The sequence below is a fragment of the Duganella sp. GW821-FHT01E12 genome, assembly GCF_059422325.1.
Window position 1 is genome coordinate 375,684 of record NZ_JBWKWR010000005.1, and the last position, 25,139, is coordinate 400,822.

Sequence of the window (25,139 nt, forward strand, 5' to 3'; positions counted from 1 at the left end):
TGATTACTTACGTGCAGCCACAACTTCGGCTGGTTGAACGATGTTTTCGGCGGCCTTGTTCGACCAGTTGTTACGGGTGTAGGTGATGACAGCCGCAATATCCGTATCCGACAGTTGCTTCCATGCGGGCATTTCCGAAGCGCCATACTTGCCGGTCTTCTTGCCGTGCAGCAGAACGTCGATCTGTTCCGCCTTGGGACCGTTGACCACGGGCGAACCGTCCAGCGGCGCGAACGCGCCCGGCACGCCCTTGCCGTTGGCCTGGTGGCAGACCACGCAGTTGGACGAGTAGACTTTTTCGCCCTTGGTTTTCAGCTCGTCGATGGTCCAGGTCTTGTTGGGATCGTCGGCCAGCGCGGCCATTTCTTTTTTCTTGCCCGCGACCCAGGCCGCGTAATCGTCGTCGCTGACCACGCGCACCACGATGGGCATGAAAGCGTGTTCCTTGCCGCACAATTCGGAGCAGAAGCCGCGATAGGTGCCGGTGTGCTCGGCCTTGAACCAGGTGTCGCGCACGAAGCCGGGGATCGCGTCCTGCTTGACGCCGAAGGCCGGGATGGACCACGAGTGGATCACGTCGTTGGCGGTGGTGACCAGGCGGATTTTTTTATTCACTGGAACGACGACTTCGTTGTCGACTTCCATCAGGTAGTTGTCGCCGCGCTTCTCGGTCGGCTCGAAGCCGGGCGAGCCCACTTGCGCGCGCGGGGTCGACAGCTTGGACAGGAAGGAAATGCCCTCGCCCTCGCCCTTCAGGTAGTCGTAGCCCCATTCCCACTGCATGCCGGTCACTTTGATGGTGATGTCGGCGTTGGAGGTGTCCTTCATGCCGACCACGGTGCGGGTGGCGGGCAGCGCCATGCCGATGACGATCAGGAAGGGCACGACGGTCCAGGCGATTTCCACCGCGGTCGATTCGTGGAAGGTGGCCGGCTTGTGGCCCAGCGACTTGCGGTGCTTGAAGATGGAGTAGAACATCACGCCGAACACGCCGACGAAGATGACCAGGCAGACCAGCATCATCCAGGTGTGCAGGCTGTAGATTTCTGAAGCGATCTGGGTCGCCGGAGGTTGCAGATTAAGCTCGCCGGCCGTGGGACCGCCGGTGCCGCCGGTCGCCGCAGTGTAGCTGCCTGCCGCGGATGCCGCCTTGTCAGCCGCCCACGCTGGGATACTTGCCGCCGTGACCGACAGCCCGAGCATCAACGATTGAAGTCGCTTCGCATGTTTCATGTTTTCCCCAACCACCCAAGAAATTAAAATATTTTTTTAACGACTCCGGATTTCGGTGAACTGAACCGGCGCCGCTCCTTAAACAACTTCAGGCCCCATGCCAGTCCCGTCTGAAAAAAAATCTTCATGACGCGACCCCGGCGGGACCTTGAGGCTTGCCGCGCCATCCCCAGATACTGCCCAGTGACAACGCGAAAGCCTGATTCTGCTTAATTCAACTGCTCGTTCGTGCTCGTCTTTGCCCGCTTATCGCTGCGCTCGCTGGTTTATAGCTGGCGACGTGATTTGCTGGCAAAATTAGTCAATGATTATATATAACAAAAACGATCCACATCAAGAAATAATCCAAATCACAACTATGGCGTAGCCCGTGGCGCCACAGAGTGCCCGCAAACCCGCTATTGGCGCGGCTTTCGCGGCAAATCAAAGCGGATGATGGCCTCGCCTTTGGAGGTCGTTTTGGGCGCCGGACGGAAGGCGTGGCCGTAAATCACCTCGAAAGTCAGGCCCAGCTTGCCATCGGCGCGGCGGCCTTTTTCCAGCGTGTCGAGCATGCGCCGCCACGCCTGTTTGCCCATCAGGCCGCGCCGCAGCGTGCTCAATGGATTGCCGCCCAGCGCGCGCACGTCGGCCAGCAGCGCTTGCGGCGTGTCGTAGGTGACGGTGATGACTTCCATGTCCAGCACCGGCGTCGAAAAGCCCACCTGCACCAGCTGGTCGCCGAAATCGTGCATGTCGACGAAGGGCAGCGCGTGCGGGGCCAGGTCGGCCTCGGCAAAGGCGGCGCGCAGTTCGCGCAGGGTGTCCGGGCCGAAGCAGGAGAACATCAGCAGGCTGTTCACGCGCAGCACGCGGCGCCATTCGGCAAACACGCGGTCGGGCTGGGGATGCCAGTGCAGCGCCAGGTTGGACCAGACCAGGTCCACCGAATTGGGGCCCAGCGGCAGCTCGGCGAAATCGCCGCACAGCGTATCGATGCCTGTCTTGGCCGGCAACAGCTTGCTCAACAGCTGGTTCAGCGACGACGGCTTCGCGGCCGGGCCCTGCGCGGCGCGCGCCATGGCTTCGGCCGCGTCGATGCCGAGGATGTGGGCGGCGGGATAGGATTTTTGCAATAGTGCGAGATCGGCACCGGCGCCGCAGCCGGCGTCCAGCACGCGCTGCGGCGCGACCTTGATCAGCTCCAGGCGGTCGAACATGCGCGCGGCGATTTCGCGGCGCAGGAAATCGGAGGGCGCGACACGCCCGGGGCGGGCAAACAGCGCGCGCACGCGCACCTGGTCGATGGGGGCGCTCAACTTCGGGGGATTTGCGGGGACTTGCATGATGTGGTTCGGTGTAGTGCGATAATGTCGGCAGTGTACATGGTTGAACGCAAACGCGTCCTGGAGCGTCGATGCTTGCTTCCCCGACAATCGGCACGATGCGCGCCCTGCTCCACCGCGGCGGCGCGGCCCTGTTGCGTGGCGCGTTGCCGGCCTCGTGCGCGTTGTGCGCGGCCGCCTGCGGCGAATTGCTGTGTCCAGCCTGCGCCGCGCAGTTCTTCGGCGGCGGCGCCGTGCGCTGCCCCCGCTGCGCCAATCCCTTGCCGGACTCGGCGCGCGGCCAGCTGTGCGGCGGCTGCCGCGCCCGGCCGCCCGCCTTCGATGTCACGCTGGCCGCGGCCGATTACGCCATGCCGCTGGACCAGTTGGTATTGCAGCTGAAATTCGGCCACCGTCTCGCGCTGGCAACACTGTTTGCCCGGCTGCTGCGCGACGCCGTCCTGCAGCAACCCGGCTTCACGCTGCCCGCCCTGCTCTGTCCGGTGCCGCTGGGGCCGCGCCGGCTGGCCGAACGCGGCTACAATCAAGCCCTGGAGATCGCGCGGCCGCTGGCGCGCAGCCTGGGCGTGGCGCTGCATCCGCAGCTGGCTTGCCGGGTGCGCGAGACGGCGGCGCAGAGCGGCGTCACGCCGGAGCGGCGGCGGCACAACCTGGCCGGCGCGTTCGCGATCCCGGACATGGCGCTGGTACAAGGGCGCCACGTCGGCGTGGTGGACGACGTGATGACCAGCGGCGCCACCTTGAACGAACTGGCGGCCACGCTCAAGCGCCACGGCGCGGCGCGCGTGAGCAACCTGGTGTTCGCCCGCACGCCGCCGCATTGAATTTGATAGAGGAGAACCGCTTTGTTTCATGTCGTACTAGTCCAACCCGAAATTCCACCGAACACCGGCAACGTGATCCGGCTGTGCGCCAACACCGGCGCGCAGCTGCACCTGATCGAGCCGCTGGGCTTCCCGCTGGAAGACTCCAAGCTCAAACGCGCCGGCCTGGACTATCACGAATACGCGCGGATGCAAGTCCACCCGGACTGGCCAGCCTTCCTGGCCGCCGTGCAGCCGGACCCGGCCCGCATGTTCGCCATGACCACGCACGGCTCGTCGCCGTTCGCGGACGCCGCCTTCCGGCCGGGCGACGTGTTCGTGTTCGGCTCGGAGACGCGCGGCCTCGACCCGGCCCTGCGCGAAAGCTTCCCGCCGGCCCAGCGCATCCGCCTGCCGATGCGTCCCGACAACCGCAGCCTGAACCTGTCGAACACGGTGGCCGTGGTGGTGTTCGAGGCCTGGCGACAGAACGGCTACGCCGGCGGAGCCTGAAGCCATGGTCATCCGCCCCGCCCTGTTGTGCCTGACGCTGCTGGTCAGCGCGCACGCGGCGGAGCCGGTGACCTTGTACACCGAGGACTACCCTCCCTTCAGCTGGGTCGACAAGGGCAGCGGCAAGGTGGTCGGGCTGTCGGCCGAGATCGTCGCCGAGCTGATGCAGCGGGCCGGCCTGCCGACCACGGCTCCCGTCGTCGCGCCGTGGGCGCGGGCGATGGTGCTGACCATGGCCACCGCCAATTCCTGCCTGTACACCACGGCCCGCGTGCCCGAGCGCGAGAACAACTACCAGTGGATAGGCCCGATCGGGCAGAACAACTGGGTGCTGTTCGCGCGGCGCGACGACCACATCAAGCTCAACAGCCTGGACGAGGCCGCCGGCTACCAGATCGGCACCTTCATTGGCGACGCCTCGGTCACCTTTCTGCGCGAGCACAAGCTGCGCGTGGCGACCGTGCCCAACGACAGGCTCAATCCGCCCAAGCTGCAAAAGCAGCGCATCCAGCTGTGGTCGGTGGGACGGATGTCGGGGCTGTTCCTGCAGCGCGAGCTGGGCATCGACGACTTCGAACAGGTGCTGGCCTTCGCGCACGCCGAGATGTACCTGGCCTGCCACAAGGACATGGACAAGGCCGAGGTGGCGCGCCTGAACGACATCCTGCACGGCATGTACCGCGACGGCACCATCCGCCGCATCTACGTGCAGTACGGCTACGAGAAGGAAATGCCGCGCTGACGGTGGGGTCAAGTCTGACATTCGGACACGAGCTCGGCCCTAGTGCGCGCACTACGGCCGAGCTCGTGTCCGAATGTCAGACTTGACCCCAGTTTCCTTGACCCCAGTTTCCCGCACGCCCAGATAGCCCTTGATCGATGCGATCACCAGCGGCACCGCGCCGAACAGGATGAACACCAGGTCGCCAGGCAGGCGCAGCCATTCAATCAGGCGCGAACGCTCGCTGCCGATGTAGTCGAGGCTGCGCGCGTGCCAGTAGCCGTTCTGCAGCACGTCCCACACCTGCAGCACGCCGCTGGGGAACAAGCTCATGGCCACCATCATCGCCAGGCCGCCGTTGCAACCCCAGAACGCGACCCGGATGTATTTTTCGATGCCGGCCCAGCGCGCATCGTCGCTGGTCTGGCGCAGCACGAACACCATCAGCGCGATCGCCAGCATGCCGAACACGCCCATCATCGCGGCGTGGCCGTGGCTCGGGGTCAGCTGCGTGCCGACCTCGTAGTAACTGACGATGGGCAGATTGATCAGGAATCCGCAAATGCCGGCCCCCACAAAGTTCCAGAAGCCCACCGCCATCAGGAAATAAAACGTCCATTGGTGCGGCAGGGCGATCGGCTTGCCGCCGGCGTCGCGGGCGCCGCGCGTGGTGCGCACGAAATCCCACGCGTCCAGAGTCAACAAGGTGAGCGGCACCACCTCGAGCACCGAGAACAGCGCCGAAAGGGACATGTTGACGTTGGTTTGTCCGCTGAAATACCAATGATGGCCGGTGCCCATCAGCCCGCCGAGGAAATACAGGATGGCGTCGAGATAGATCACGCGCAGCGCGACATTGCGGCGCGTCAGGCCAAGTTGATAGAACGTCAGTGCCACCACCGTCGTGGCGAAGAATTCGAAAAATCCTTCCACCCACAAGTGGATGATCCAGAAACGCCAGGTGTCGACCACGGTGAAATTGGTCTTGGCGCCAAAGAACAGCGCCGGCACATAGAACACCGGGATGGCCAGCGCGGCGATCAGGAACATCTGGACGATGGGCCGCACTGCCGGCTGCGCCGGCCGCACCAGTGTCCAGAGCAGGCCGAACCAGCCGAGCAAGCCCACCACCAGCAAATACTGCCACGCACGGCCGAGTTCCAGATACTCCCAACCCTGGTCGCCTAGCCAGAACCACCAGCTGCCAAGCAGCTGTGCAATGCCCAGCCATTCGCCCAGCAGGCTGCCGCCGATCACCAGCGCAAAGGCGGCGAACAATACGTGGATGGCGCCCGCCAGCCAGCCAGCGCGGCTCGTCGGTGCGCAGCGAACGGCCGAGAAACAGGGCGGCGGCGACATAGGCGGTGGCGATCCAGAAGATCGCCGTCTGCAAGTGCCAGGTACGCATCAGGTTGCTCGGAAAGACGCGCTCCAGCTGGAAGCCATAGAAACTGCCGGGATCCGCGCGGTAGTGGGCGACGGCGCCGCCCACCAGCGCTTGTGCCAGCAACAGCAGTGCCACGACCACGAAAAATTTCACCAAGGCGTTTTGTCCCCGGCTCGATGTCCCCGGCAGCAGCAGCGGGTGCACCTGATGGCCGCGTGTGATCCAGCCGAGGTAGTCGAACTTCCCGAACGCCAACAGCACGGCCGCAATGCCGGCCAGCAGAACCATCAGGCTCAGGGCGCTCCACAACAAGGCGCTGGACGTGGGCAGATTGCCGACGCTGGGATCATAGGGAAAATTGTTGGTATAGGAATAGTCCGCGCCCGGGCGCTCGGCCACCGAAGCCCAGGCCGTCCATATGACGAAGGCGGTGAATTGCCGCAATTCGGTGGCATCGGTGATCAGGTTGGCCTTGAGTCCGCCATTGCGCGAGGGTTCGCGGAAATACTCCGTCCAGTAAGCGATCTGCTGGTGGAAGGTCGCCGTCTGCGGTGCGGTAAATTGCAAGGTCGAGGTGGCCGCATCGTATCGGTTGGTCTTCAGCGCCAGCACGGTTTCGCCCTGCACCGCCGCTTGCTGCGGGCGCGACAACGCGGCAAAAGGCTGCTGGTAGCGTTGCCGCGCGATGTGTTCCGCGGTCTGCACGCCCATGCTGTGCAAGGTCGCGGCCGAAAAGTCCGGCCCCAGATAGGCGCCATGTCCCCAGATGCTGCCGTTGGCCATCAATCCATACTTGAGAAACACGGCCTGGCCGTTGCCGATGTCGTCGCCGGTGAACACCACGCCGTCTTGCGCATCGACGACCTGCGCCGGGACGGGCGGTGCGTTCCGATAGGACAGCAGAGTAATCGCGATCAATCCGGCAAACCCCAGCACCATCACGATCAGTATCGTGCGTATCCACCAGGGCGAGAGAGGGCCATCGTCTTCGGTTACCGGTAGTGCGGCTTCACTCATGATTGTGCCTTCGCCCGTTATAGCCTGCGTTATGCATCAATAAGGACCAGCGCCTCGTCCGCCTCCGTCCGTCAGCTCCCCAGAATATACCCTTGGCATCGTGGTTCTGTGCGTTAGCGCGCTCAGGAACCCGAACAGGGCGCGCGACGCATGGACCGCGGCGCCGCGCGCAAGCACACCGACCACGCCACGCCGGCAATCAACAGTACGATAGCTACCACCTCCAGCGGGCGCGGCGGCCCAGGCTTGCCATTTCATTAAAGTATACATTCTTGTCTAGTTCAGTTATTCTCGTTGCGCGCGCGGCTGCAGCGTCCTCTAAAAAATTGACTCCTACGGAACCCGAGAATGAACATATATGGCTTTTGCGTGTGCGCCTTGCTGGTGACGGCACTTCCCAAATTCGCGCTGGCGGACGACTGCGAAAAAGTGGCGCTGTCTGAAACATACGCCAAAATGCACCGGGACGATCAGGCCTTAAGGGGCAGGTATATCCAGATACTGGAGCAGGAAAATAGAAACGAGCACGTCGATCTGAAAGAAAAAGACCAGCTTGAAGTGACCATTTCAAATACCGACGAAAGCAATCAACTCACGCTGGACAAATTGATCGCGCGCTGCGGCTGGCCCGGAGGCCTGGACAAGAACCGCGCAGCCTTTTCGGCGTTCCTGATTGTTCAGCACGCCGAACTGGACTACCAGCTCAAGCATCTGGACTTGCTGAAGGCCGCAAACAAGCGGGGCGAGATCCCCAATCGCGTGTTTGCGATGCTGGTCGATCGTATCCTGGTCAAGCAAGGGAAGCCGCAACTGTACGGTACGGAATTTGAGTACGGAAGCAACAAGGTGGCCCCCATTGCCGATCCCCAAAATCTGAACCGGCGACGAAAAAAAATGGGCCTGCCTCCATTCCACGCTCCCTGACCCAGCGCGCGCCCTGGCGCTCGGCGTGGCGGCCGCGGTGCGGCAGCCTGCGCCATCAACGGAAGTACAGCAGGCGGGTGAAGTGGGTGTAGCCCGATTCCAGCCACATCAGCCAGGCCAGCACCAGCAGGCACAGCGGCGGCGCCAGCACCACGTAGATCAGCGCGGCGCGTTCCCAACGCAGGTGCATGAACACCGCCACGATCAGCCCGGCCTTGGCCAGCATCAGCAGCAGGATCAGCATCCAGCGCAGATAGCCTTCGGCGTGAAAGAAGTCGACCAGGTAGGAAAACGTGCTGAGCACGAACAGCAGCAGCCAAACCTTCAGGTACAGGCCGATCGGATGGGTGGCGGCTTGCATGACGGCTCCTACCAGAGATAAAACAGCGCGAAGATGAACACCCACACGAGGTCGACGAAGTGCCAGTACAGGCCGGCGATCTCGACGATGTCGTAGTTGCCGCCGCGCTCGTAGTGCCCGCGCAGCACGCGCCGCGCGACGATGGCCAGGTAGATCACGCCGGCCGTCACGTGCAGGCCGTGGAAGCCGGTGATCATGAAGAAGCAGGCGCCGAACTGCGCCGCGCCGTCGGGATTGATCCACGGCCGCACGCCCTCCCCGATCAGCTTGCTCCACTCGAAGGCCTGCATGCAGACGAAGGTCGCGCCCAGCGCGGCGGTCAGCAACATCAGCGCGGCGCAGCGGCCGCGCTCGCGCCGGTAGGCGTGGTTGACCGCCATCGCCATCGTGCCGCTGCTGGTGATCAGCACGAAGGTCATGATGGCGATCAGGATCAGCGGCAGCCTGGCGCCGCCGATGGTCAGCGCGAACACCTCGCTGGGGTTGGGCCAGGCCGCCGTGGTGGCGATGCGCACCGACATGTAGCCGGTCAGGAAGCTGCCGAAGATGAAGGTGTCGCTGAGCAGGAAGATCCACATCATCGCCTTGCCCCACGGGACGCGGAAGGCGGCGCGGTCGCCCGACCAGTCCGCCACCATGCCTTGCCAGCCGGCCGTTTCGCTAGCTTTGTTCATGGGCCGCCTCCGCAGATTTGATTCACCAGCTCCGGCGTCACGCCGAACAGCAGGCCGAACATGGCCAGCCACAGGGCCAGCAAAAAATGCCAGTAGCGCGCGCACAGCTGGACGGTCACGCTGTCGCGCCCAAGGTCGCGCCACGCCCAGCCGGCCGCGGCCAGGCCGCCTATCACGTGCACACCGTGCAGGCCGGTGATCAGGTAAAAGAAGCTGTTGGCCGGATTGGCGTCCAGCGTCAGCCTGGCCGCCTCCATGGCCCGCCACGCCCACAGCTGCGACGCCACGAAGGCCAGCGAACAGGCACAGGCCGCGACACAGGCGGTGCGCACCGCCCGCGCGCCCCGGCCGTGCGCGGCGCGCCGCCACGCCACGCTGGCGGCCACCAGCAGCGCCGTGCTCAGCCACAGCTGCGCCGGCACGAAGGGCAGCGGGCGCCAGTCGGACGCCGCCATGCGCATCAGGTAGGCGCTGCCGAACAGGAGGAACAGCATGCCGGCCACGCCCATGAACACCCACAAGCCGGTGCGCCGCCTGAGCGCGTCGGCGCGCTCGCCCACCAGGTAGAGACTGGGATTCATGGCGCCTCCCCGCGCGCCGGCCCGGCCTGGCGCACCTGATCCGGCGGCTGGTCCTGCGGCAGGTAGTCGCTGTCGCCGTCCTGCAGGCCATACTCGTAGGCGCCGCGATACGCCTGTGGCGTGCGCTCGCCCCAGTTGCCGTGCTCCGGCGGCGTCCGCGGCGTGTGCCACTCCAGGCTGGCCGCGCGCCACGGATTGCCGCCTGCCGCGCGCCCGCGCACCGCGCTCCAGCACAGGTTCAGCACGAACAGCAGCTGCGTCGCGCCCACCACCAGCGCGACGATGGTAATGAAGGCATTCAGCGCCTGGGCCGAGGCGGGAATGAAGGCGTAGTGGTCGTAGGCGTAGTAGCGCCTCGGCATGCCGAGCAGGCCCAGGTAGTGCATCGGGAAGAAGATCAGATACGTGCCGACAAAGGTGATCCAGAAATGCACGCGCCCCAGCATCGCGTCGTACATGCGCCCGCTGACCTTGGGGAACCAGTGATACAGGCCACCAAACACCGCCAGCACCGGCGACACGCCCATTACCATGTGGAAGTGCGCGACCACAAAATACGTGTTCGACAGTGGAATGTCGACGCTGACGTTCCCCAGGAACAGCCCGGTCAGGCCGCCGATGACGAAGGTGCTGATGAAGCCGACCGCGAACAGCATCGGCACGGTCAGGTGTATGTCGCCGCGCCACAGCGTCAGCGTCCAGTTGTAGACCTTGAGCGCGGTCGGCACGGCGATCACCAGCGTGGTGGTGGCGAAGAAGAAGCCGAAGTACGGGTGCATGCCGCTCACGTACATGTGGTGCGCCCAGACCACGAAGCTCAAGCCGCCGATCACGACGATGGCCCACACCATCATCTTGTAGCCGAAGATCTGCTTGCGCGCATGCACGCTGATCAGGTCGGAGATGATGCCGAACGCCGGCAGCGCCACGATGTACACCTCCGGATGACCGAAAAACCAGAACAGGTGCTGGAACAGCAGCGGACTGCCGCCCTGGTGCGGCAGGTGCCGCCCCATCGACACCACCGCCGGCACGAAGAAGCTGGTGCCCAGCGCCTTGTCGAACAACATCATCACGCCGCTGACGAACAGCGCCGGAAACGCGAACAGCGCCAGGATGGTGGCGGTGAAGATGCCCCACACCGTCAGCGGCATGCGCATCAAGGTCATGCCCTCGGTGCGCGCCTGCAGCACCGTGGTGACGTAGTTCAGCCCGCCCATGGTGGCGGCCGCGATGAACACCAGCAGCGACACCAGCATCACGACGATGCCCCACTCCGTGCCCGGCGTGCCGGGCAGGATGGCCTGCGGCGGATACAGCGTCCAGCCGGCGCCGGTCGGCCCGCCGGGCACGAAGAAGCTGGCCGCCAGGATCAGCACCGCCAGCAGGTAGAACCAGTAGCTGAGCATGTTCAGGAAGGGGAACACCATGTCGCGCGCGCCCACCATCAGCGGGATCAGGTAGTTGCCGAAGCCGCCCAGGAACAGCGCCGTCAGCAGATACACCACCATGATCATGCCGTGCATGGTCATGAACTGGTAGTAGCGGCCGGCGTCGATGAAGGCGAAGCGGCCCGGAAAGCCCAGCTGCAAGCGCATCAGGTCCGACAGCACCATGCCCACCAGCCCGATGACCAGCGCCGTGACGGTGTACTGGATCGCGATCACTTTATGGTCCTGGCTCCACACATAGCGGGTCCAGAAACTGTGAGGATGCTCGCCGCCATAGCCCATGCCCGCCTCCTATTTGATGGTCTTGATGTAGTCGACCAGCTGCGCCACCTCGGCCGCGCTCAGCTGCTGCGCCGGCATGATCGGTTGATAGCCTTTGACGATGCGCGCCGACGGCCTGGTAATCGATTCGCGCAGATAGGCCTCGTCCACGCGCACGCTGGCGCCGTCGTTCATTGTTTCGTTTTTGCCGAACAGCCCCTTCCAGCTCGGCCCCACGCCGGGCTTGCCGTCGACGCTGTGGCAGGCCGCGCAGCCGCGCGACTGCGCCAGCAGGCGCCCCTGCTTGCCGGGTTCGTCGCCGGCGGTGGTGGCCACGCCGGCAAAGGTCGGCTGCGCCGCCAGCCAGGCGCGGTACTCCGGCTCGTCGTCGACCGCCACGTAGCTGCGCATGTTGAAATGGCCGATGCCGCACAGCTGCGCGCACATCACCTCGAACCGGCCGACCCGCGACGGCGTGAACCAGAACGAGGTCACCATGCCGGGCACCATGTTCATGCGCACGCGGAATTCCGGCACGTAGAAATCGTGCAGCACGTCCTGCGCCCGCAGCAGCACGCGCACCGGCCGGCCAAGGGGAATATGCACCTCCTGTCCCTCGACCAGCACGTCGTCCTGGCCGGCGGGATCGGCGGGATCGAGGCCGTAGGGATTGCTGTTGCTGATGAAGCGCACATCGGTGCCGCCCAGCTTGCCGTCCTTGCCCGGCAGGCGGTAATGCCATTGCCATTGCTGGCCCAGCACTTCGAACACCAGCGCGCCGGGCGGCGGATCGATCAGCTTGGCGTACACCGACAAGCCCGGCGCAAGCAGCGCGACGATGCCCACCGTGGTGGCGCCCACCAGCCACCATTCCAGCCGCGTGCCGCTGTGCGTGGGCGCCGCGCGCACGCCTTCCCGGTGCCTGAACGTGACTACCGCGTATGCCACGAACAGGTTGATGGCAACGAAGGCCACGCCGGTGATGATAAAGGTCAGCAGCAAGGCCTCGTCCATCTGCCGCCAGTTGGAAGCGATGGGCGTGAGCCACCATGGACTCATGTAATGAAATTCCAGGGCGCCAACCACGATCAGGATCAGTATCAGTGCTAACGCCATGGTGCCTTCCGAAAGCTAACGCGGCCTGTCCGGCCTTTCCAGCTTGAGATAAATGAAGGCTGCGGTCATCCCGAAGATGACGTGGGCGATGGCTGTCGGCCACCCTCGCAGCGCTGCGAACCATGTATAGACCCCGACCATGCCGTAAAAGTTCAGCACATACAGCAAAAGGCCGAACGCCGCGCCGGCCGCCAGCGCCATCGGGATGCTGGAATCGAGCCGGAACGGCGCCATGATCGCGGCCAGCATGACGCCGAACGCCACGCCCAGCGCATAGTGGACCAGCAGCGCGGCCACCGTCACGCCCAGGCTGTAGCCGCTGGTCTGCAGCACGTCCCAGCTCATCACCATCGCGGCGATCATGTGGGTGGCCAGCCAGGGATCGGTGGCGCTGGTCAGGGACGACCAGCTCAGTTCCAGCAGCATCAGCATGCCGCCGGCGCCGAAGCCGGCGACCGCCGCGGCGCCCCAGTCCGGCCAGCGCGCTTGCCACTGATGTGATTGCAGATGCAGTTCCATGATGTCCTCCCGAAGCGACGTGTGGGAGGATCAGTCTAGGATTTTTTTCGGACCCTGTCAGCCGGCGCGCGATTGGAACGCGGGGAGAAACTCAGCAGCAAAGCCAGCGCGCCGGCGCCGGCCGCGCTGACGCAGACCGTGCTGGCGACGGCCAGCGCGGCCGGATTGCGCAGGCCGAGCAGGTCGGCCGCGAAGGCCAGCGAGACCGTGGCGATCAGCTGGGCCGGATACAGGAAGCGCAGCTGGCGGAAGGCGCGCGCGTCGCCGCGCCGCCAGCGGCGCAGCGCGACCGCGAACGCCGGCCCCCACAGCACGCCGAGGAACACCAACGCCGCGAAGGCGGCGATCAGGAGTCGCATATCAGGGTATCGGCAGAATATCAGGGACGCTGGGCGCGCACCTTGGTCAGCAGCTTGGTGGTCGAGCGGTCGTGCTCGAAGTCGATGGCGACTGCCTGGCCGCCGTAGGCCAGCACGGCCTGGCCTTCGGGGATGGCGTCCATCCGGTAGTCGCCGCCCTTGGCGTAGATTTCCGGCCGCGCCTGCCGCACCACCTCCAGCGCCGTATCCTCGTCGAAGTCCACCACCAGGCTCACCGATTCCAGCGCGGCCAGCACCGCCATGCGGTCGGCGCAGTTGTTGAGCGGACGGTCGTCGCCCTTGCCCAGCCGCTTGACGGAGGCGTCGGTGTTGGCGGCCACCACCAGCGAGGCGCCCAGCGCGCGCGCCTGCGCCAGATAGGTGACGTGGCCGCGGTGCAGGATGTCGAACACGCCGTTGGTCAGCACCACCGGCTTGGGCAGCGCGGCCACGCGCGCGGCCAGTTGTTCACGGGTGCAGATCTTGGATTCAAATTGAGGCATGGGGTTCTTCGGTTATTTGGTTTCTTCGTCTTCCGGCTCGTCGTCGATCTGCATGCTGAGCGTATCGGCGGTGGCCGGACTGTTGTCGCCGGGCTCCTTGCGGTCGCCGCGCAGCTTGATCTGCAGCCGCAGGCCGTTGGCCGAGTCGGCGTTGCGGATCGCCTCTTCGTAAGCGATATAGCCCTTATTATAAAGTTCGTACAGCGCCTGGTCGAAAGTGCACATGCCGAGCTCGCGCGACTTGTGCATGATTTCCTTGATCGCCTGGAAGTTCCCCTTGAAGATCATCTCGGCGATGGTCGGCGTGTTGAGCAGGATTTCTATCGCCGCCTTGCGGCCCTTGCCGTCCTCGGTGCGCACCAGCCGCTGCGAGACGATGGCGCGCAGGTTGGACGACAAATCCATCAGCAGCTGGTTGCGCCGCTCCTCCGGGAAGAAGTTGATGATGCGGTCCATGGTCTGGTTGGAGTTGTTCGCGTGCAGCGTGCCCAGGCACAGGTGGCCGGTCTCGGCGAACGCGATCGCGTGCTCCATGGTCTCGGTGTCGCGGATCTCGCCGATCAGGATCACGTCCGGCGCCTGGCGCAGCGTGTTCTTGAGCGCGTTGTGCCAGGACAGCGTGTCCACGCCCACCTCGCGGTGCGTGATCAGGCAGCCCTTGTTCTTGTGGACGTACTCGACCGGGTCCTCCACCGTGATGATGTGGCCGGCCGAGTTGGCGTTGCGGTAGTCGATCATGGCCGCCAGCGTGGTCGACTTGCCGGAGCCGGTGCCGCCCACCACCAGCACCAGCCCGCGCTTGGTCATGATCACTTCCTTCAGGACCTCGGGCAGGTCAAGCTTTTCGAAGTTCGGGATTTCCGAGGCGATGGTCCGTATCACCATCGCCACATTCTGCTGCTGCACGAAGACGTTGACGCGGAAGCGGCACACGTCCGGCAGCGAGATGGCGAAGTTGCATTCCAGCTCGGCCTCGAACTCGCGCTTCTGCTTCTCGTTCATGATCGACAGTGCCAGCGCGCGCGTCACGCTGCCGGTGAGCTTCTGCTGGCTCAGGGCCTTCATCGCGCCCTGCGACTTCATGCTCGGCGGGAAATCGGCGGAAATGAACAAATCCGAACCGCCGGTGTGATGCATCACCTTCAGCAGCTTGTGCAGATAGGCTTGCGCTTCTTCTGGACCAAATGTGGAGGACATGCTTGCCTTTCGATGGGTGGCGCCAACATACGCTGCATTATATCGACACCATTCGCTACAATACGGGTTAATTATTGCATCCCAGCATTGCCTGTGTTCAAATACATTCATGACACTGACCGAACTGAAATATATCGTCGCCGTTGCACGAGCGAAACACTTCGGACATGCGGCCGAAGCTTGTTACGTCGCCCAGCCGACGCTTTCGGTCGCCATCAAGAAACTGGAAGATGAGCTGGGCGTGGTGCTGTTCGAACGGGGCGGCGCCGAGATTTCCGTGACCCCGCTGGGCGCGCAGATCGTCGCCCAGGCCGAGCGCGTGCTGGAGCAGACCGCCGCCATCAAGGAACTCGCCAAGCAGAACAAGGACCCGCTGGCCGGCCCGCTGCGCCTGGGTGTGATCTACACCATCGGCCCCTACCTGCTGCCGCCGCTGGTCAAGGGCATGATCGACAAAGTCCCGCAGATGCCGCTGATCCTGCAGGAGAACTTCACCGTGCGCCTGATCGAGATGCTGCGCCAGGGCGAGCTGGACGCCGCCATCATGGCGCTGCCGCTGCCCGAGCACGGCATGGCCATGCAGGCGCTGTACGACGAGCCCTTCGTGGTGGCGATGCCATCCCAGCATGCGTGGACCAAGCGCCGCACCATCCCCGCCGACGACCTGAAGACCGAAAACATGCTGCTGCTTGGCAACGGACACTGTTTCCGCGACCAGGTGCTGGAGGTGTGCCCCGAAATGGCGCGTTTTTCCGCGCCGGGCAACGGCATGCAGCGCACCTTCGAGGGCTCGTCGCTGGAGACCATCCGCCACATGGTGGCCAGCGGCATCGGCCTGACCGTGCTGCCGCGCGCCTCGGTGCCGGACATGGACGCCAAGGACGGCATGCTGCAGTTCCGCCCGTTCGACGCGCCGGCGCCGTCGCGCCGGGTGGTCATCGTGTGGCGTAAAAGCTTCACCCGCAAGGCCGCCATCGACGCCGTGTGCGAAGTGGTGGCAGCCTGCAACCTGCCCGGCATCACCACCCTCTGCGCCGACGATTAGTGTAGCCACTGCGCCGGTCGCGCCAGGATTTGCGATAATCCTGATCTTTCCCTTCAAGCGGCACTATCCATGAACAAGCTGGAGTTGTATTTTCGCCTGGTCAGGCTGGACAAACCCATCGGCACGCTGCTGTTGCTGTGGCCGACCCTATGCGCACTGTGGCTGGCATCCAACGGCAAGCCCAGCCTGACGCTGGTGCTGATCTTCTCGCTCGGCACGCTGCTGATGCGCTCGGCCGGCTGCGCGATGAACGACTACGCCGACCAGGACTTCGACAAATTCGTCAAGCGCACGGCGCAGCGGCCCATCACCAGCGGGCGCATCAGCGGCAAGGAAGCGCTGGCGATCGCCGGGGCGCTGGCGGTGCTGTCGTTCTGCCTGATCCTGCCGCTGAACGCGCTGACCAAGCAGCTGTCGGTGGCGGCCGTCGTCATCGCCGGCACCTACCCCTACTTCAAGCGCTTCTTCGCGATCCCGCAAGCCTACCTGGGCATCGCCTTCGGCTTCGGCATCCCGATGGCGTTCGCCGCGATCCAGAACACGGTGCCGACTGTGGCCTGGGTGCTCTTGCTGGGCAACGTGTTCTGGGCCGTGGCCTACGACACCGAATACGCCATGGTCGACCGCGACGACGACCTGAAGATCGGCATCAAGACCTCGGCCATCACCTTCGGCCGCCACGACGTGGCGGCGGTGATGCTGTGCTACGCCGTGCATCTGGGCCTGTTGCTGGCCTGCGGCTGGCAGCTGGGCATGGGCGTGTGGTTTGCCGGCGGGGTGGCGGTGGCGGCGGGCATAGCCTGCTATCACTACACGCTGATCCGGGGCCGCGAGCGCGATCCCTGCTTCTACGCCTTCCGCCACAACAACTGGCTGGGCGCGGCGGTGTTCGCGGGCGTGGCGCTGGACTATGCGATGCGTTAGCCCGATTGAGGCAGCGCAAAGCGATTATGCGGCCGCTGCCTACAATGGCTATCCCCTTCCAACCGACACCCGATGAGGTCATCATGGATCAGATTCAACAGAACGGCAAAGGCGTGGCCGACAACCAGTCCGCCAGCGCCGCCGCGCGCGACAGGCTGATGAACGAATTGAAGCACGCCATCGGCGAGGCCGAGGATTGGCTGAAGGATGCCGCCAGGGAGCCGACGCCCACCTCGGAAAACCGCGCGCGGTTCGACGACACACTGCGCACCGCCAGGACCGACCTGCGCAAGCTGGAGGACAGCCTGATCGCCCGCAGCCGCGGCGCGGCCGAATCGGCCAACGTCTATGTGCGCGACAATCCGTGGAAATCGGTGGGCTTGGGCGCGGCGCTTGGCGTCGTCGTCGGGTTACTGATCGCCCGTAAGTAATTTCGCAGCATCTCTTGATATCCGCTCGCCGCCTGAACCACCAACAGCCAAGTGCCGCGAGCCGCCTTAAGTTCCTGTCAGCCGAACGAGGTACACCATCCGCCGGCGGCCACCAGCTTGCCGGGGAAGATGGCGCAGCCGCCCATGTTGTTCGGGCCGTCCTCGTAGATCTGGCACTTGCTGCATTGGTCGCCGGCCTTGAAGTCGGGGAATTTGTGCCCGTCCACCTTGGCGGCGTCAATCACATAGTTGAACTCCTTGGCCAGCGGCTCGTCTTCCTTGAGCGGCACGCGGTCCTCGGCCCAGGCCTTGCAGCCCAGCGTGGCAGCGGCCAGACCGGCGCAGGTGTTCAACAAAAAAACTCGGCGATTCGTCATCTTTTTTCCCTTTCCGTCGCTGTCGCGCCACATGGTACGAACCCGGCAATGATACGCGCTTGCTACCGAAAACATGCTGCTATACTCAATGTTGCCAAGCACTCTACATCTAATAATTAGCATGAGGGGACGACATGTACAAGGCCATACGCGCAGTTGCTCTTTGCGGTACGATCAGCGCCCTGCTGGGTGCTTGCGGCAAGACCGAGGCGCCCGTCTCGGCGGAACAAGCCAGCGCCGACGCGGCGTTCCAGAAGAAGCTGCAGGAGCAGCTGCTCGACGCCAAACCCGGCAGCGTGGTCGAGATCCCGGCCGGCACCTATCATCTCACTAGCGGCCTGACCCTGCGCGGCAACGGCGTCACGGTGCGCGGCGCCGGCATGGACAAGACCATCCTCTCGTTCAAGGGCCAGGTCACCGGACCCGAGGGCATGCTGGTCTACGCCAGCAACTTCACCATCGAGGGCCTGACCATCGAAGACTCCAAGGGTGACGGCCTGAAGATCAACGACGGCGACAACATCACCATCCGCAAGGTCAAGGTGCAGTGGACCGGCGGCTCCAAGGTCACCAACGGCGCCTACGGCATCTACCCGGTCAAGACGCGCAACGTGCTGATCGAGGACAGCGTGGCCATCGCCGCGTCCGACGCCGGCATCTACGTCGGCCAGTCCAACGGCGTCGTGGTGCGCCGCTGCCGCGCCGAGCAGAACGTGGCCGGCATCGAGATCGAGAACACCATCAACGCCGACGTCTACGACAACGTCGCCACCAACAACACCGGCGGCATCCTGGTGTTCAACATGCCCAACCTGTCGCAGCCGGGACACAGCACCCGCGTGTACAAGAACAAGGTCGACAAGAACAACCTCGGCAACTTCGCCGCGCGCGGCACGGCCGTGGCCAGCGTGCCGGCCGGTTCCGGCATCGTCATCAACTCCAACTCGAAAGTGGAGATCTTCGACAACGACGTCACCGACAACCAGACCGCCAACGTCATCATCTCCAGCTACCACTCCACCGGCTACTACACCGAGAAAGGCGTGGCCGCCGGCTACGACCCGTATCCCAAGGCGATCTACGTGTACGGCAACCGCTTCAAGGGCGGCGGCGATTCGCCCGACGGCCTCGATCTGAAGGCGCTGAAGATCGCCATGTACGGCATCGGCGGCCACCTGCCCGACGTGCTGTGGGACGGCTACGTCGACACCAAGCTGCTGGTCAAGGGCGTGCTGCCGGCCGAGCAGCGCATCTGCATCCAGGATGGCGTGGACGTGCTGAACGCCGACGGCCCGAACAAATACAAGAACCCCAGCAAGGACGCGGCGCCGTTCCGCTGCGCGTTGGCCAAGCTGCCGCCGGTGACCATCACGCAACTCGCCGCGCAGTCATGATGGCGAGATTGACCTCAGCGACGTGCGCGCTGCTGCTCGCGGCATGCACGCAGACCCAGGCTCCGGTGAGCTTTATCACCGACGGCAATCCGGCCAAGTTGAGCGACTGGCATTTGATGGCCGTCTCCGGCGGCCGCCTGATCCTGAACGCCGGCGTGGTGCCGTACGACCTGAACACGCCGCTGTTCACCGACTACGCGCAGAAGCTGCGTACCGTGTGGATGCCGAAGGGCCAGAGCGCCGTCTACAACGCCGACACCAGCTTCGAGTTCCCGGTCGGGACCATCATCAGCAAGACCTTCTACTATCCGAAGGCGGACGGTTCCGCCAAGGCGGTGCTGGCCACCTATGACACCGGCAAGAGCGGCGGCGACAAGCTCGATCTGGCCGATGTGCGGCTGATCGAAACGCGGCTGCTGGTGCGCCGCGCCGACGGCTGGATCGCCCTGCCCTACGTCTGGAACGCCGATCAGACCGAGGCCGTGCTGTCGCGCACCGGCGACCAGGTGCCGCTGGAAGTGGTGCATGAGGACCGCAGCCGCAAGCCGCTGACCTATGTGGTGCCGAACGTGAACCAGTGTGCGTCCTGCCACGTGGCCGATGTGAAGTCGCGCCAGTTCCAGCCCATCGGCCCGAAGGCGCGGCATATGAACCGCAGCTACAGCTACGACGGTGTGAGCGTCAACCAGCTCGATTACCTGGCGCGCATCGGTTATCTGACCGGCGTGCCGGCCAACGCGGCATCCAGCGCGCCGCACAACGCCAACTGGCGCGACCAGGGCCAGACGCTGGACGCCCGCGCCCGCGCCTACCTGGACATCAACTGCGCCCACTGCCACAACGACAAGGGCGCGGCCAACACCACGGCGCTGCATCTGAACATGGGCGCGCCGGCGGATCTGCATCTGGGTTTGTGCAAGCCGCCGGTGGCGGCCGGCGCCGGCACCGGCGGCCATGGCTACGGCATCGCGCCGGGCAAGCCGGACGAGTCGATCATGGTCTACCGGCTAAGCTCCGACCAGACCGGCATCATGATGCCGGAACTGGGGCGCGGCTCGGTGCACAAGGAAGGCGTGGAACTGATACGCGCCTGGATCGCGGCGATGAAGCAAGGCTGCGACGGCGCCTAGCGGCTCGTTCATGCAGTGAAGGCGGTGAGATGGCGCCCCATGACTTTCATGCGGTGATAAACGAGATACTCGGCCAGGCGGTTGGCACAGCACCTCCCTGATGATGGTAGTGCCCAACAGATATGCGCTCAAAACATATTCTCCGTCTGGGCGGGCATATCGTCCATGGCTGGAAACCGATCTTCCGGCCCAAGCGGAGCTTCCTACAGGAATCAGCACCGCCTGGCTACGGTTGTTGCGAAATAGCTTGGCCTCTTCAGGCTTGGATGGCCTCGATAGGGTAGCCATGGCATCACTCTCCGTTGTATGTGCCAAATGTATATGCCAGACCACAGCCGGGTCAGCCTTGTTTGGCAGAACAAGTTCGCCGCTTTAGTTGGAGGAACCCAGCTCGTCGCCCATTTCCTTGCCGCGCTGCTGGGCCGCCTTCATCGCCTGGATGATCGCGCCCTTCACACCGCCGGCCTCCATGCTGGTCAGCGCCGCGTAGGTGGTGCCGCCCTTCGACGTCACCCGCTCGCGCAGCAGCGACACCGGCTCGCTCGACTGCACCGCCAGCTGCGAGGCGCCGGCGAATGTGGCCAGCGCCAGCTGCCTGCCCTGCTCCGCGCTCAGGCCCATCTCCTGCGCGGCCTGCTGCATCGCCTCGATGAAGTAGAACACGTAGGCCGGGCCGCTGCCCGACACCGCCGTCACCGCGTCGATCTGCGACTCGTCGTCCAGCCACACGGTCTGGCCGACCGCGCTCAGGATATCGTCCGCCGCCTGCTTCTGCTGCGCGCTCACGCCGAGGGTGCACGCCATGCCGGTGATGCCCATGCCGATCAGCGCCGGCGTGTTGGGCATGCAGCGCACGATGGCGCTGTAGCCGCCCAGCCAGCGCGACAGGTCCACGATGCGGATGCCGGCCGCGATCGAGACGATCAGCGGCTGTTTGGATTTGTCGATCAGCGGCAGCAGCTGGGCCGCCACTTCGCGCATGCTTTGCGGTTTGACCGCCAGCACGATCACGTCCGCCGCCGACACGGCGGCATCGGCGCCGCTGGCCGTGGTCACGCCGAAGTGCTGGTGCAGGCGGGCCAGCGCCTGCGCGTTCGGGTCGGCCACATGGATGTTGGCGCCGGCGGTGAGTTTGTTGGCCAGTCCCGCGATCAGGGCGGTGGCCATGTTGCCGCCGCCGATAAATGCTATTTTCATCATCAAGCCTTGTGATAGTTTCGTGAACCAAAAATGGCGCTGCCGACGCGCACGATGGTCGCGCCCTCGGCGATGGCGGCGCGCAGATCGGCCGACATGCCCATCGACAGCGTGTCGAGCGCCAGGCCATCGGCGCGCAACTGCTCGTACAGCACGCGCAGCTGGGCGAACGCGGCCCGCTGCTGCGCAAAGTCTTCGGCCGGCTCGGGGATCGCCATCAGGCCGCGCAAGGTGAGGTTGGGCAGCGCAGCGACCTTGTGGGCCAGCGCCGCCAGTTCCGCCGGGGCCACGCCGCTCTTGCTGGCTTCCCCGCTGATATTCACCTGCAAGCAGATTTGCAGCGGCGCCATGCCGGCCGGCCGCTGCTCGGACAGCCGCTGCGCGATCTTCTCGCGCTCGACCGTATGCACCCAGTCGAAGTGCTCGGCGATGGGGCGCGTCTTGTTGCTCTGGATCGGGCCGATGAAATGCCACTCCAGCGCCGGCGCGCCGGCCGCCTTCAGGGCTTCGATCTTGTCGAGCGACTCCTGCAGGTAGTTCTCGCCGAAGGCGCGCTGGCCTGCCCGCACCGCCTCCAGCACCGCGTCCGGCCCGAAGGTCTTGGAGACGGCCAGCAACTGCACCGATTGCGGCGCACGGCCAACATCTTGGGCCGCGGCAACAATTGTCGAGGTGATTGCTTGCAAGTTCTGGGGGATCAGGGACATAATCATCGAGTAAAAATCGTTAAAAACAAAGACAGGCGCCGCAGCGGCACCTCACCCACGTCAGGCACAGGGATTATAAATGGACATCTCCGAACTTCTCGCATTCTCCGTCAAGAACAAGGCCTCGGACCTGCACCTGTCGGCCGGGCTGCCGCCCATGATACGGGTACACGGCGACGTGCGCCGCATCAACCTGCCGCCGCTGGAGCACAAGGACGTGCACGGCATGATCTATGACATCATGAACGACGGCCAGCGCAAGGCCTACGAAGAGATGCTGGAGTGCGACTTTTCGTTCGCCATTCCGGGCCTGGCGCGCTTCCGCGTCAACGCCTACAACCAGGAGCGCGGGGCGTCGGCGGTGCTGCGGACGATTCCGTCCAAGATCCTCAGCCTGGAGGATCTGAACGCGCCCAAGATTTTTGCCGAGTTCGCGCTCAAGCCGCGCGGGCTGGTGCTGGTGACGGGGCCGACCGGCTCGGGCAAGTCGACCACGCTGGCGGCGATGGTCAACCACCTCAACGAAAACGAGTACGGCCATATTTTGACGATCGAGGATCCGATCGAGTTCGTGCACGAATCGAAGAAATGCCTGATCAACCAGCGCGAGGTGGGGCCGCACACGCTGTCGTTCAACAACGCGCTGCGCTCGGCGCTGCGGGAGGATCCGGACGCCATCCTGGTCGGCGAGCTGCGCGACCTGGAGACCATCCGCCTGGCCCTGTCGGCGGCCGAGACCGGGCACCTGGTGTTCGGCACGCTGCACACCTCGTCGGCCGCCAAGACCATCGACCGCATCGTCGACGTGTTCCCGGCCGACGAGAAGGAGATGGTGCGGGCGATGCTGTCGGAGTCGCTGCAGGCGGTGATCTCGCAAACGCTGCTCAAGACCAAGGACGGCAACGGCCGCGTGGCGGCGCACGAGATCATGGTGGCGACGCCGGCGATCCGCAACCTGATCCGCGAAGCCAAGATCGCGCAGATGTACTCCGCGATCCAGACCGGCAGCAACGTCGGCATGCAGACCCTGGACCAGAACCTGACGGACCTGGTACGGCGCAACGTGATCAGCGCCGCCACCGCCCGCAACGCCGCCAAGACGCCGGACAACTTCCCCGGCTAAAAAATGGGGTCAAAAACAATGGGGTCAAGTCTGACATTCGGACACGGGCTCAACCCAAACAATGGGGTCAAGTCTGACATTCGGACACGAGCTCAACCGTAGGTGCTGCCTAGGGTTGAGCTCGTGTCCGAATGTCAGACTTGACCCCAAGCCCACGGCAGAGGTCGTGTCCGAATGTCAGACTTGACCCCAAAGTTGTTAATGAAAAAGGACACATCATGGAACGCGACCAGGCATCCAAATTCATGTTCGACCTGCTGCGGTTGATGACCAGCAAGAAGGGCTCGGACCTGTTCATCACCGCCGGCTTCCCGCCCGCCATCAAGATCGACGGCAAGATGACGCCGGTGTCCTCGCAGGTGCTGACCTCGGCCCACACCATGGACCTGGCCCGCTCCATCATGAACGACAAGCAAACCGCCTCCTTCGAGCTGACCAAGGAAGCCAACTTCGCCATCAGCCCCGGCGACCTGGGCCGCTTCCGGGTGTCGGCGTTTGTGCAGATGAGCTCGGTCGGCATGGTGCTGCGGACCATCACCAGCGAGATCCCCAAGCTCGAAGACCTCGGCCTGCCCGAGGTGCTCAAGGACGTGGTCATGTCCAAGCGCGGCCTGGTGATCATGGTCGGCGCCACCGGCTCGGGCAAGTCGACCACGCTGGCGGCCATGGTCGGCTACCGCAACGAGAACAGCTACGGCCACATCATCACCATCGAGGACCCGGTCGAGTACGTCCACCCGCACAAGAACTGCATCGTCACCCAGCGCGAGGTCGGCGTCGACACCGACGACTGGGCGGTGGCGCTGAAGAACACGCTGCGCCAGGCGCCGGACGTGATCCAGATCGGCGAGATCCGCGACCGCGAAACCATGGACCACGCGATCTCCTTCGCCGAGACCGGCCACCTGTGCCTGGCCACGCTGCACGCCAACAGCGCCAACCAGGCGCTCGACCGCATCATCAACTTCTTCCCCGAGGAACGCCGCCAGCAGCTGCTGATGGACCTGTCGCTCAACCTGAAGGGCATGATTTCCCAGCGCCTGATTCCGCGCAAGGAATCCAAGGGCCGCGCGGTGGCGATCGAGATCATGCTCAACTCGCCGCTGATCTCGGACCTGATCTTCAAGGGCGAAGTCCACGAGATCAAGGAGCTGATGAAGAAGTCGCGCGAGCTGGGCATGCAGACCTTCGACCAGTCGCTGTTCGACCTGCACGAGGCCGACCTCATCACCTACGAGGACGCGCTGCGCAACGCCGACTCCGTCAACGACCTGCGCCTGGCCATCAAGCTCGAAGGCAAGGCCGCCAAGAACCGCGATCTCTCGGCCGGCACCGAACACCTCGGCCTCATCTAAGGAAAACTTTTGAACACACTCTACGACATCACCGCCGACAGCCTGTCCGGCACTCCCGTCAAGCTGGACCAGTATAAAGGCCAGGTCCTGCTGATCGTCAACACCGCCAGCAAATGCGGCTTCACGCCGCAATACCAGGGCCTGGAAGCGATCTACCAGCAGTTCAAGGACCAGGGCGCGGTGGTGCTGGGCTTTCCCTGCAACCAGTTCGGCGCGCAGGAGCCGGGCCAGGCCGACGAGATCGGCGCCTTCTGCCAAAAGAACTACGGCGTCACCTTCCCGCTGTTCGCCAAGATCGACGTCAACGGCAACAACGCCCATCCGCTGTTTATTAAACTAAAAAAGGACGCCCCCGGCATCCTCGGCACCGAGGCCATCAAATGGAACTTCACCAAGTTCCTGATCCGCAAGGACGGCAGCGTCTACAAGCGCTACGCCCCCGCCACCAAGCCCGAAGAACTTGCCGCCGACATCACAAAACTGCTGGCGGAATAAGACCGCGCCAGCGCCG

The 25,139-nt window shown here is 64.4% G+C and carries 27 protein-coding genes and 1 pseudogene; 12 read left to right on the top strand and 16 right to left on the bottom strand.

Annotated features, from left to right (window positions below):
- Positions 1-3: 3 nt before the first annotated feature.
- Positions 4-1,233, bottom strand: coding sequence for a cytochrome c oxidase subunit II (gene coxB, locus AC07WS_RS17460; protein WP_494730303.1), 1,230 nt, complete (start codon positions 1,231-1,233; stop codon positions 4-6).
- Positions 1,234-1,631: 398 nt separating this feature from the next.
- Positions 1,632-2,558 carry a methyltransferase domain-containing protein gene (locus AC07WS_RS17465; protein ID WP_494730304.1) on the bottom strand — a complete coding sequence of 309 codons (927 nt, stop codon included), beginning with the start codon at positions 2,556-2,558 and terminating at the stop codon, positions 1,632-1,634.
- Positions 2,559-2,629: 71 nt separating this feature from the next.
- Between AC07WS_RS17465 and AC07WS_RS17470 the strand changes: the two genes are divergently transcribed.
- Genes AC07WS_RS17470 through AC07WS_RS17480 form a run of 3 tightly spaced genes read left to right on the top strand, consistent with a single transcriptional unit; the run spans position 2,630 to position 4,616 of the window.
- A complete protein-coding gene (locus tag AC07WS_RS17470; protein WP_494730305.1) occupies positions 2,630-3,382 on the top strand; it encodes a ComF family protein in 753 nt (250 codons plus the stop codon).
- A 21-nt stretch (positions 3,383-3,403) separates the two neighbouring features.
- The gene (locus tag AC07WS_RS17475; RefSeq protein WP_494730306.1) at positions 3,404-3,874 is read left to right on the top strand and encodes a tRNA (cytidine(34)-2'-O)-methyltransferase; all 471 of its coding nucleotides are present in this window, start codon (positions 3,404-3,406) and stop codon (positions 3,872-3,874) included.
- Positions 3,875-3,878: 4 nt separating this feature from the next.
- On the top strand, positions 3,879-4,616 hold the full coding sequence (locus tag AC07WS_RS17480) for a substrate-binding periplasmic protein (RefSeq protein ID WP_494730307.1): 738 nt from the start codon (positions 3,879-3,881) through the stop codon (positions 4,614-4,616).
- 51 nt (positions 4,617-4,667) lie between these two features.
- Here the strand turns inward: AC07WS_RS17480 and AC07WS_RS17485 are convergent, their stop codons facing one another.
- A complete protein-coding gene (locus AC07WS_RS17485; RefSeq protein WP_494730308.1) occupies positions 4,668-5,873 on the bottom strand; it encodes a cbb3-type cytochrome c oxidase subunit I in 1,206 nt (401 codons plus the stop codon).
- Positions 5,874-6,390: 517 nt separating this feature from the next.
- A pseudogene (locus AC07WS_RS17490) lies at positions 6,391-6,999 on the bottom strand (hypothetical protein); the annotation flags it as partial.
- Positions 7,000-7,347: 348 nt separating this feature from the next.
- Here AC07WS_RS17490 and AC07WS_RS17495 point away from each other — a divergent pair.
- Positions 7,348-7,923: a DUF6624 domain-containing protein gene (locus AC07WS_RS17495; protein ID WP_494730309.1), complete on the top strand. Its 576-nt coding sequence runs from the start codon at positions 7,348-7,350 to the stop codon at positions 7,921-7,923.
- Positions 7,924-7,978: 55 nt separating this feature from the next.
- Here AC07WS_RS17495 and AC07WS_RS17500 read toward each other — a convergent pair whose 3' ends face one another.
- From AC07WS_RS17500 to AC07WS_RS17540, 9 genes are read right to left on the bottom strand one after another with little or no spacing between them, the layout of a single operon-like run.
- Positions 7,979-8,284, bottom strand: a complete 306-nt coding sequence (locus AC07WS_RS17500; RefSeq protein WP_494730310.1) for a cytochrome C oxidase subunit IV family protein — start codon at positions 8,282-8,284, stop codon at positions 7,979-7,981.
- Positions 8,285-8,292: 8 nt separating this feature from the next.
- Positions 8,293-8,958: a heme-copper oxidase subunit III family protein gene (locus tag AC07WS_RS17505; protein WP_494730311.1), complete on the bottom strand. Its 666-nt coding sequence runs from the start codon at positions 8,956-8,958 to the stop codon at positions 8,293-8,295.
- A complete protein-coding gene (locus tag AC07WS_RS17510; protein WP_494730312.1) occupies positions 8,955-9,539 on the bottom strand; it encodes a cytochrome c oxidase subunit 3 in 585 nt (194 codons plus the stop codon). The genes AC07WS_RS17505 and AC07WS_RS17510 overlap by 4 nt, the downstream gene beginning before the upstream one ends.
- Positions 9,536-11,272 carry a cytochrome c oxidase subunit I gene (ctaD, locus tag AC07WS_RS17515; RefSeq protein WP_494730313.1) on the bottom strand — a complete coding sequence of 579 codons (1,737 nt, stop codon included), beginning with the start codon at positions 11,270-11,272 and terminating at the stop codon, positions 9,536-9,538. Before ctaD ends, AC07WS_RS17510 begins: the two co-directional genes overlap by 4 nt.
- A gap of 9 nt (positions 11,273-11,281) precedes the next feature.
- Positions 11,282-12,367 carry a c-type cytochrome gene (locus AC07WS_RS17520; protein ID WP_494730314.1) on the bottom strand — a complete coding sequence of 362 codons (1,086 nt, stop codon included), beginning with the start codon at positions 12,365-12,367 and terminating at the stop codon, positions 11,282-11,284.
- 15 nt (positions 12,368-12,382) lie between these two features.
- The gene (locus AC07WS_RS17525) at positions 12,383-12,886 is read right to left on the bottom strand and encodes a hypothetical protein (protein WP_494730315.1); all 504 of its coding nucleotides are present in this window, start codon (positions 12,884-12,886) and stop codon (positions 12,383-12,385) included.
- 35 nt (positions 12,887-12,921) lie between these two features.
- Complete coding sequence (locus AC07WS_RS17530; protein WP_494730316.1) at positions 12,922-13,245, bottom strand: hypothetical protein; 324 nt, start codon at positions 13,243-13,245, stop codon at positions 12,922-12,924.
- Positions 13,246-13,265: 20 nt separating this feature from the next.
- A complete protein-coding gene (gene rfaE2 / locus AC07WS_RS17535) occupies positions 13,266-13,748 on the bottom strand; it encodes a D-glycero-beta-D-manno-heptose 1-phosphate adenylyltransferase (RefSeq protein WP_494730317.1) in 483 nt (160 codons plus the stop codon).
- Between the two features lie 12 nt (positions 13,749-13,760).
- Positions 13,761-14,945 (bottom strand): PilT/PilU family type 4a pilus ATPase, encoded by a 1,185-nt coding sequence (locus AC07WS_RS17540; RefSeq protein ID WP_494730318.1) that lies wholly within the window; start codon positions 14,943-14,945, stop codon positions 13,761-13,763.
- A gap of 109 nt (positions 14,946-15,054) precedes the next feature.
- Between AC07WS_RS17540 and AC07WS_RS17545 the strand changes: the two genes are divergently transcribed.
- The 3 genes from AC07WS_RS17545 (at position 15,055) to AC07WS_RS17555 (ending at position 17,345) form a co-directional block, all read left to right on the top strand.
- Positions 15,055-15,990 (top strand): hydrogen peroxide-inducible genes activator, encoded by a 936-nt coding sequence (locus AC07WS_RS17545; protein WP_494730319.1) that lies wholly within the window; start codon positions 15,055-15,057, stop codon positions 15,988-15,990.
- Between the two features lie 69 nt (positions 15,991-16,059).
- A complete protein-coding gene (gene ubiA / locus AC07WS_RS17550; RefSeq protein WP_494730320.1) occupies positions 16,060-16,914 on the top strand; it encodes a 4-hydroxybenzoate octaprenyltransferase in 855 nt (284 codons plus the stop codon).
- A gap of 83 nt (positions 16,915-16,997) precedes the next feature.
- Positions 16,998-17,345: an ElaB/YgaM/YqjD family protein gene (locus AC07WS_RS17555; protein ID WP_494730321.1), complete on the top strand. Its 348-nt coding sequence runs from the start codon at positions 16,998-17,000 to the stop codon at positions 17,343-17,345.
- Positions 17,346-17,422: 77 nt separating this feature from the next.
- Here the strand turns inward: AC07WS_RS17555 and AC07WS_RS17560 are convergent, their stop codons facing one another.
- On the bottom strand, positions 17,423-17,722 hold the full coding sequence (locus AC07WS_RS17560) for a high-potential iron-sulfur protein (RefSeq protein ID WP_494730322.1): 300 nt from the start codon (positions 17,720-17,722) through the stop codon (positions 17,423-17,425).
- Between the two features lie 134 nt (positions 17,723-17,856).
- On the opposite strand from AC07WS_RS17560, the gene AC07WS_RS17565 reads away from it, so the two are divergent.
- Entirely contained in the window at positions 17,857-19,116 is a 1,260-nt protein-coding gene (locus tag AC07WS_RS17565; RefSeq protein WP_494730323.1) for a parallel beta-helix domain-containing protein, read from the top strand.
- Between the two features lie 8 nt (positions 19,117-19,124).
- Positions 19,125-20,246 (top strand): SO2930 family diheme c-type cytochrome, encoded by a 1,122-nt coding sequence (locus AC07WS_RS17570; protein WP_494730324.1) that lies wholly within the window; start codon positions 19,125-19,127, stop codon positions 20,244-20,246.
- A 372-nt stretch (positions 20,247-20,618) separates the two neighbouring features.
- Here the strand turns inward: AC07WS_RS17570 and proC are convergent, their stop codons facing one another.
- The gene (gene proC, locus AC07WS_RS17575) at positions 20,619-21,443 is read right to left on the bottom strand and encodes a pyrroline-5-carboxylate reductase (RefSeq protein ID WP_494730325.1); all 825 of its coding nucleotides are present in this window, start codon (positions 21,441-21,443) and stop codon (positions 20,619-20,621) included.
- Positions 21,444-21,445: 2 nt separating this feature from the next.
- The gene (locus tag AC07WS_RS17580) at positions 21,446-22,150 is read right to left on the bottom strand and encodes a YggS family pyridoxal phosphate-dependent enzyme (RefSeq protein ID WP_494730326.1); all 705 of its coding nucleotides are present in this window, start codon (positions 22,148-22,150) and stop codon (positions 21,446-21,448) included.
- A gap of 79 nt (positions 22,151-22,229) precedes the next feature.
- Between AC07WS_RS17580 and AC07WS_RS17585 the strand changes: the two genes are divergently transcribed.
- The 3 genes from AC07WS_RS17585 (at position 22,230) to AC07WS_RS17595 (ending at position 25,123) form a co-directional block, all read left to right on the top strand.
- A complete protein-coding gene (locus AC07WS_RS17585) occupies positions 22,230-23,273 on the top strand; it encodes a type IV pilus twitching motility protein PilT (RefSeq protein WP_117012947.1) in 1,044 nt (347 codons plus the stop codon).
- A gap of 218 nt (positions 23,274-23,491) precedes the next feature.
- Positions 23,492-24,628 carry a PilT/PilU family type 4a pilus ATPase gene (locus tag AC07WS_RS17590; RefSeq protein WP_494730327.1) on the top strand — a complete coding sequence of 379 codons (1,137 nt, stop codon included), beginning with the start codon at positions 23,492-23,494 and terminating at the stop codon, positions 24,626-24,628.
- A gap of 9 nt (positions 24,629-24,637) precedes the next feature.
- Positions 24,638-25,123 (top strand): glutathione peroxidase, encoded by a 486-nt coding sequence (locus AC07WS_RS17595; RefSeq protein WP_494730328.1) that lies wholly within the window; start codon positions 24,638-24,640, stop codon positions 25,121-25,123.
- Positions 25,124-25,139 lie beyond the last annotated feature (16 nt).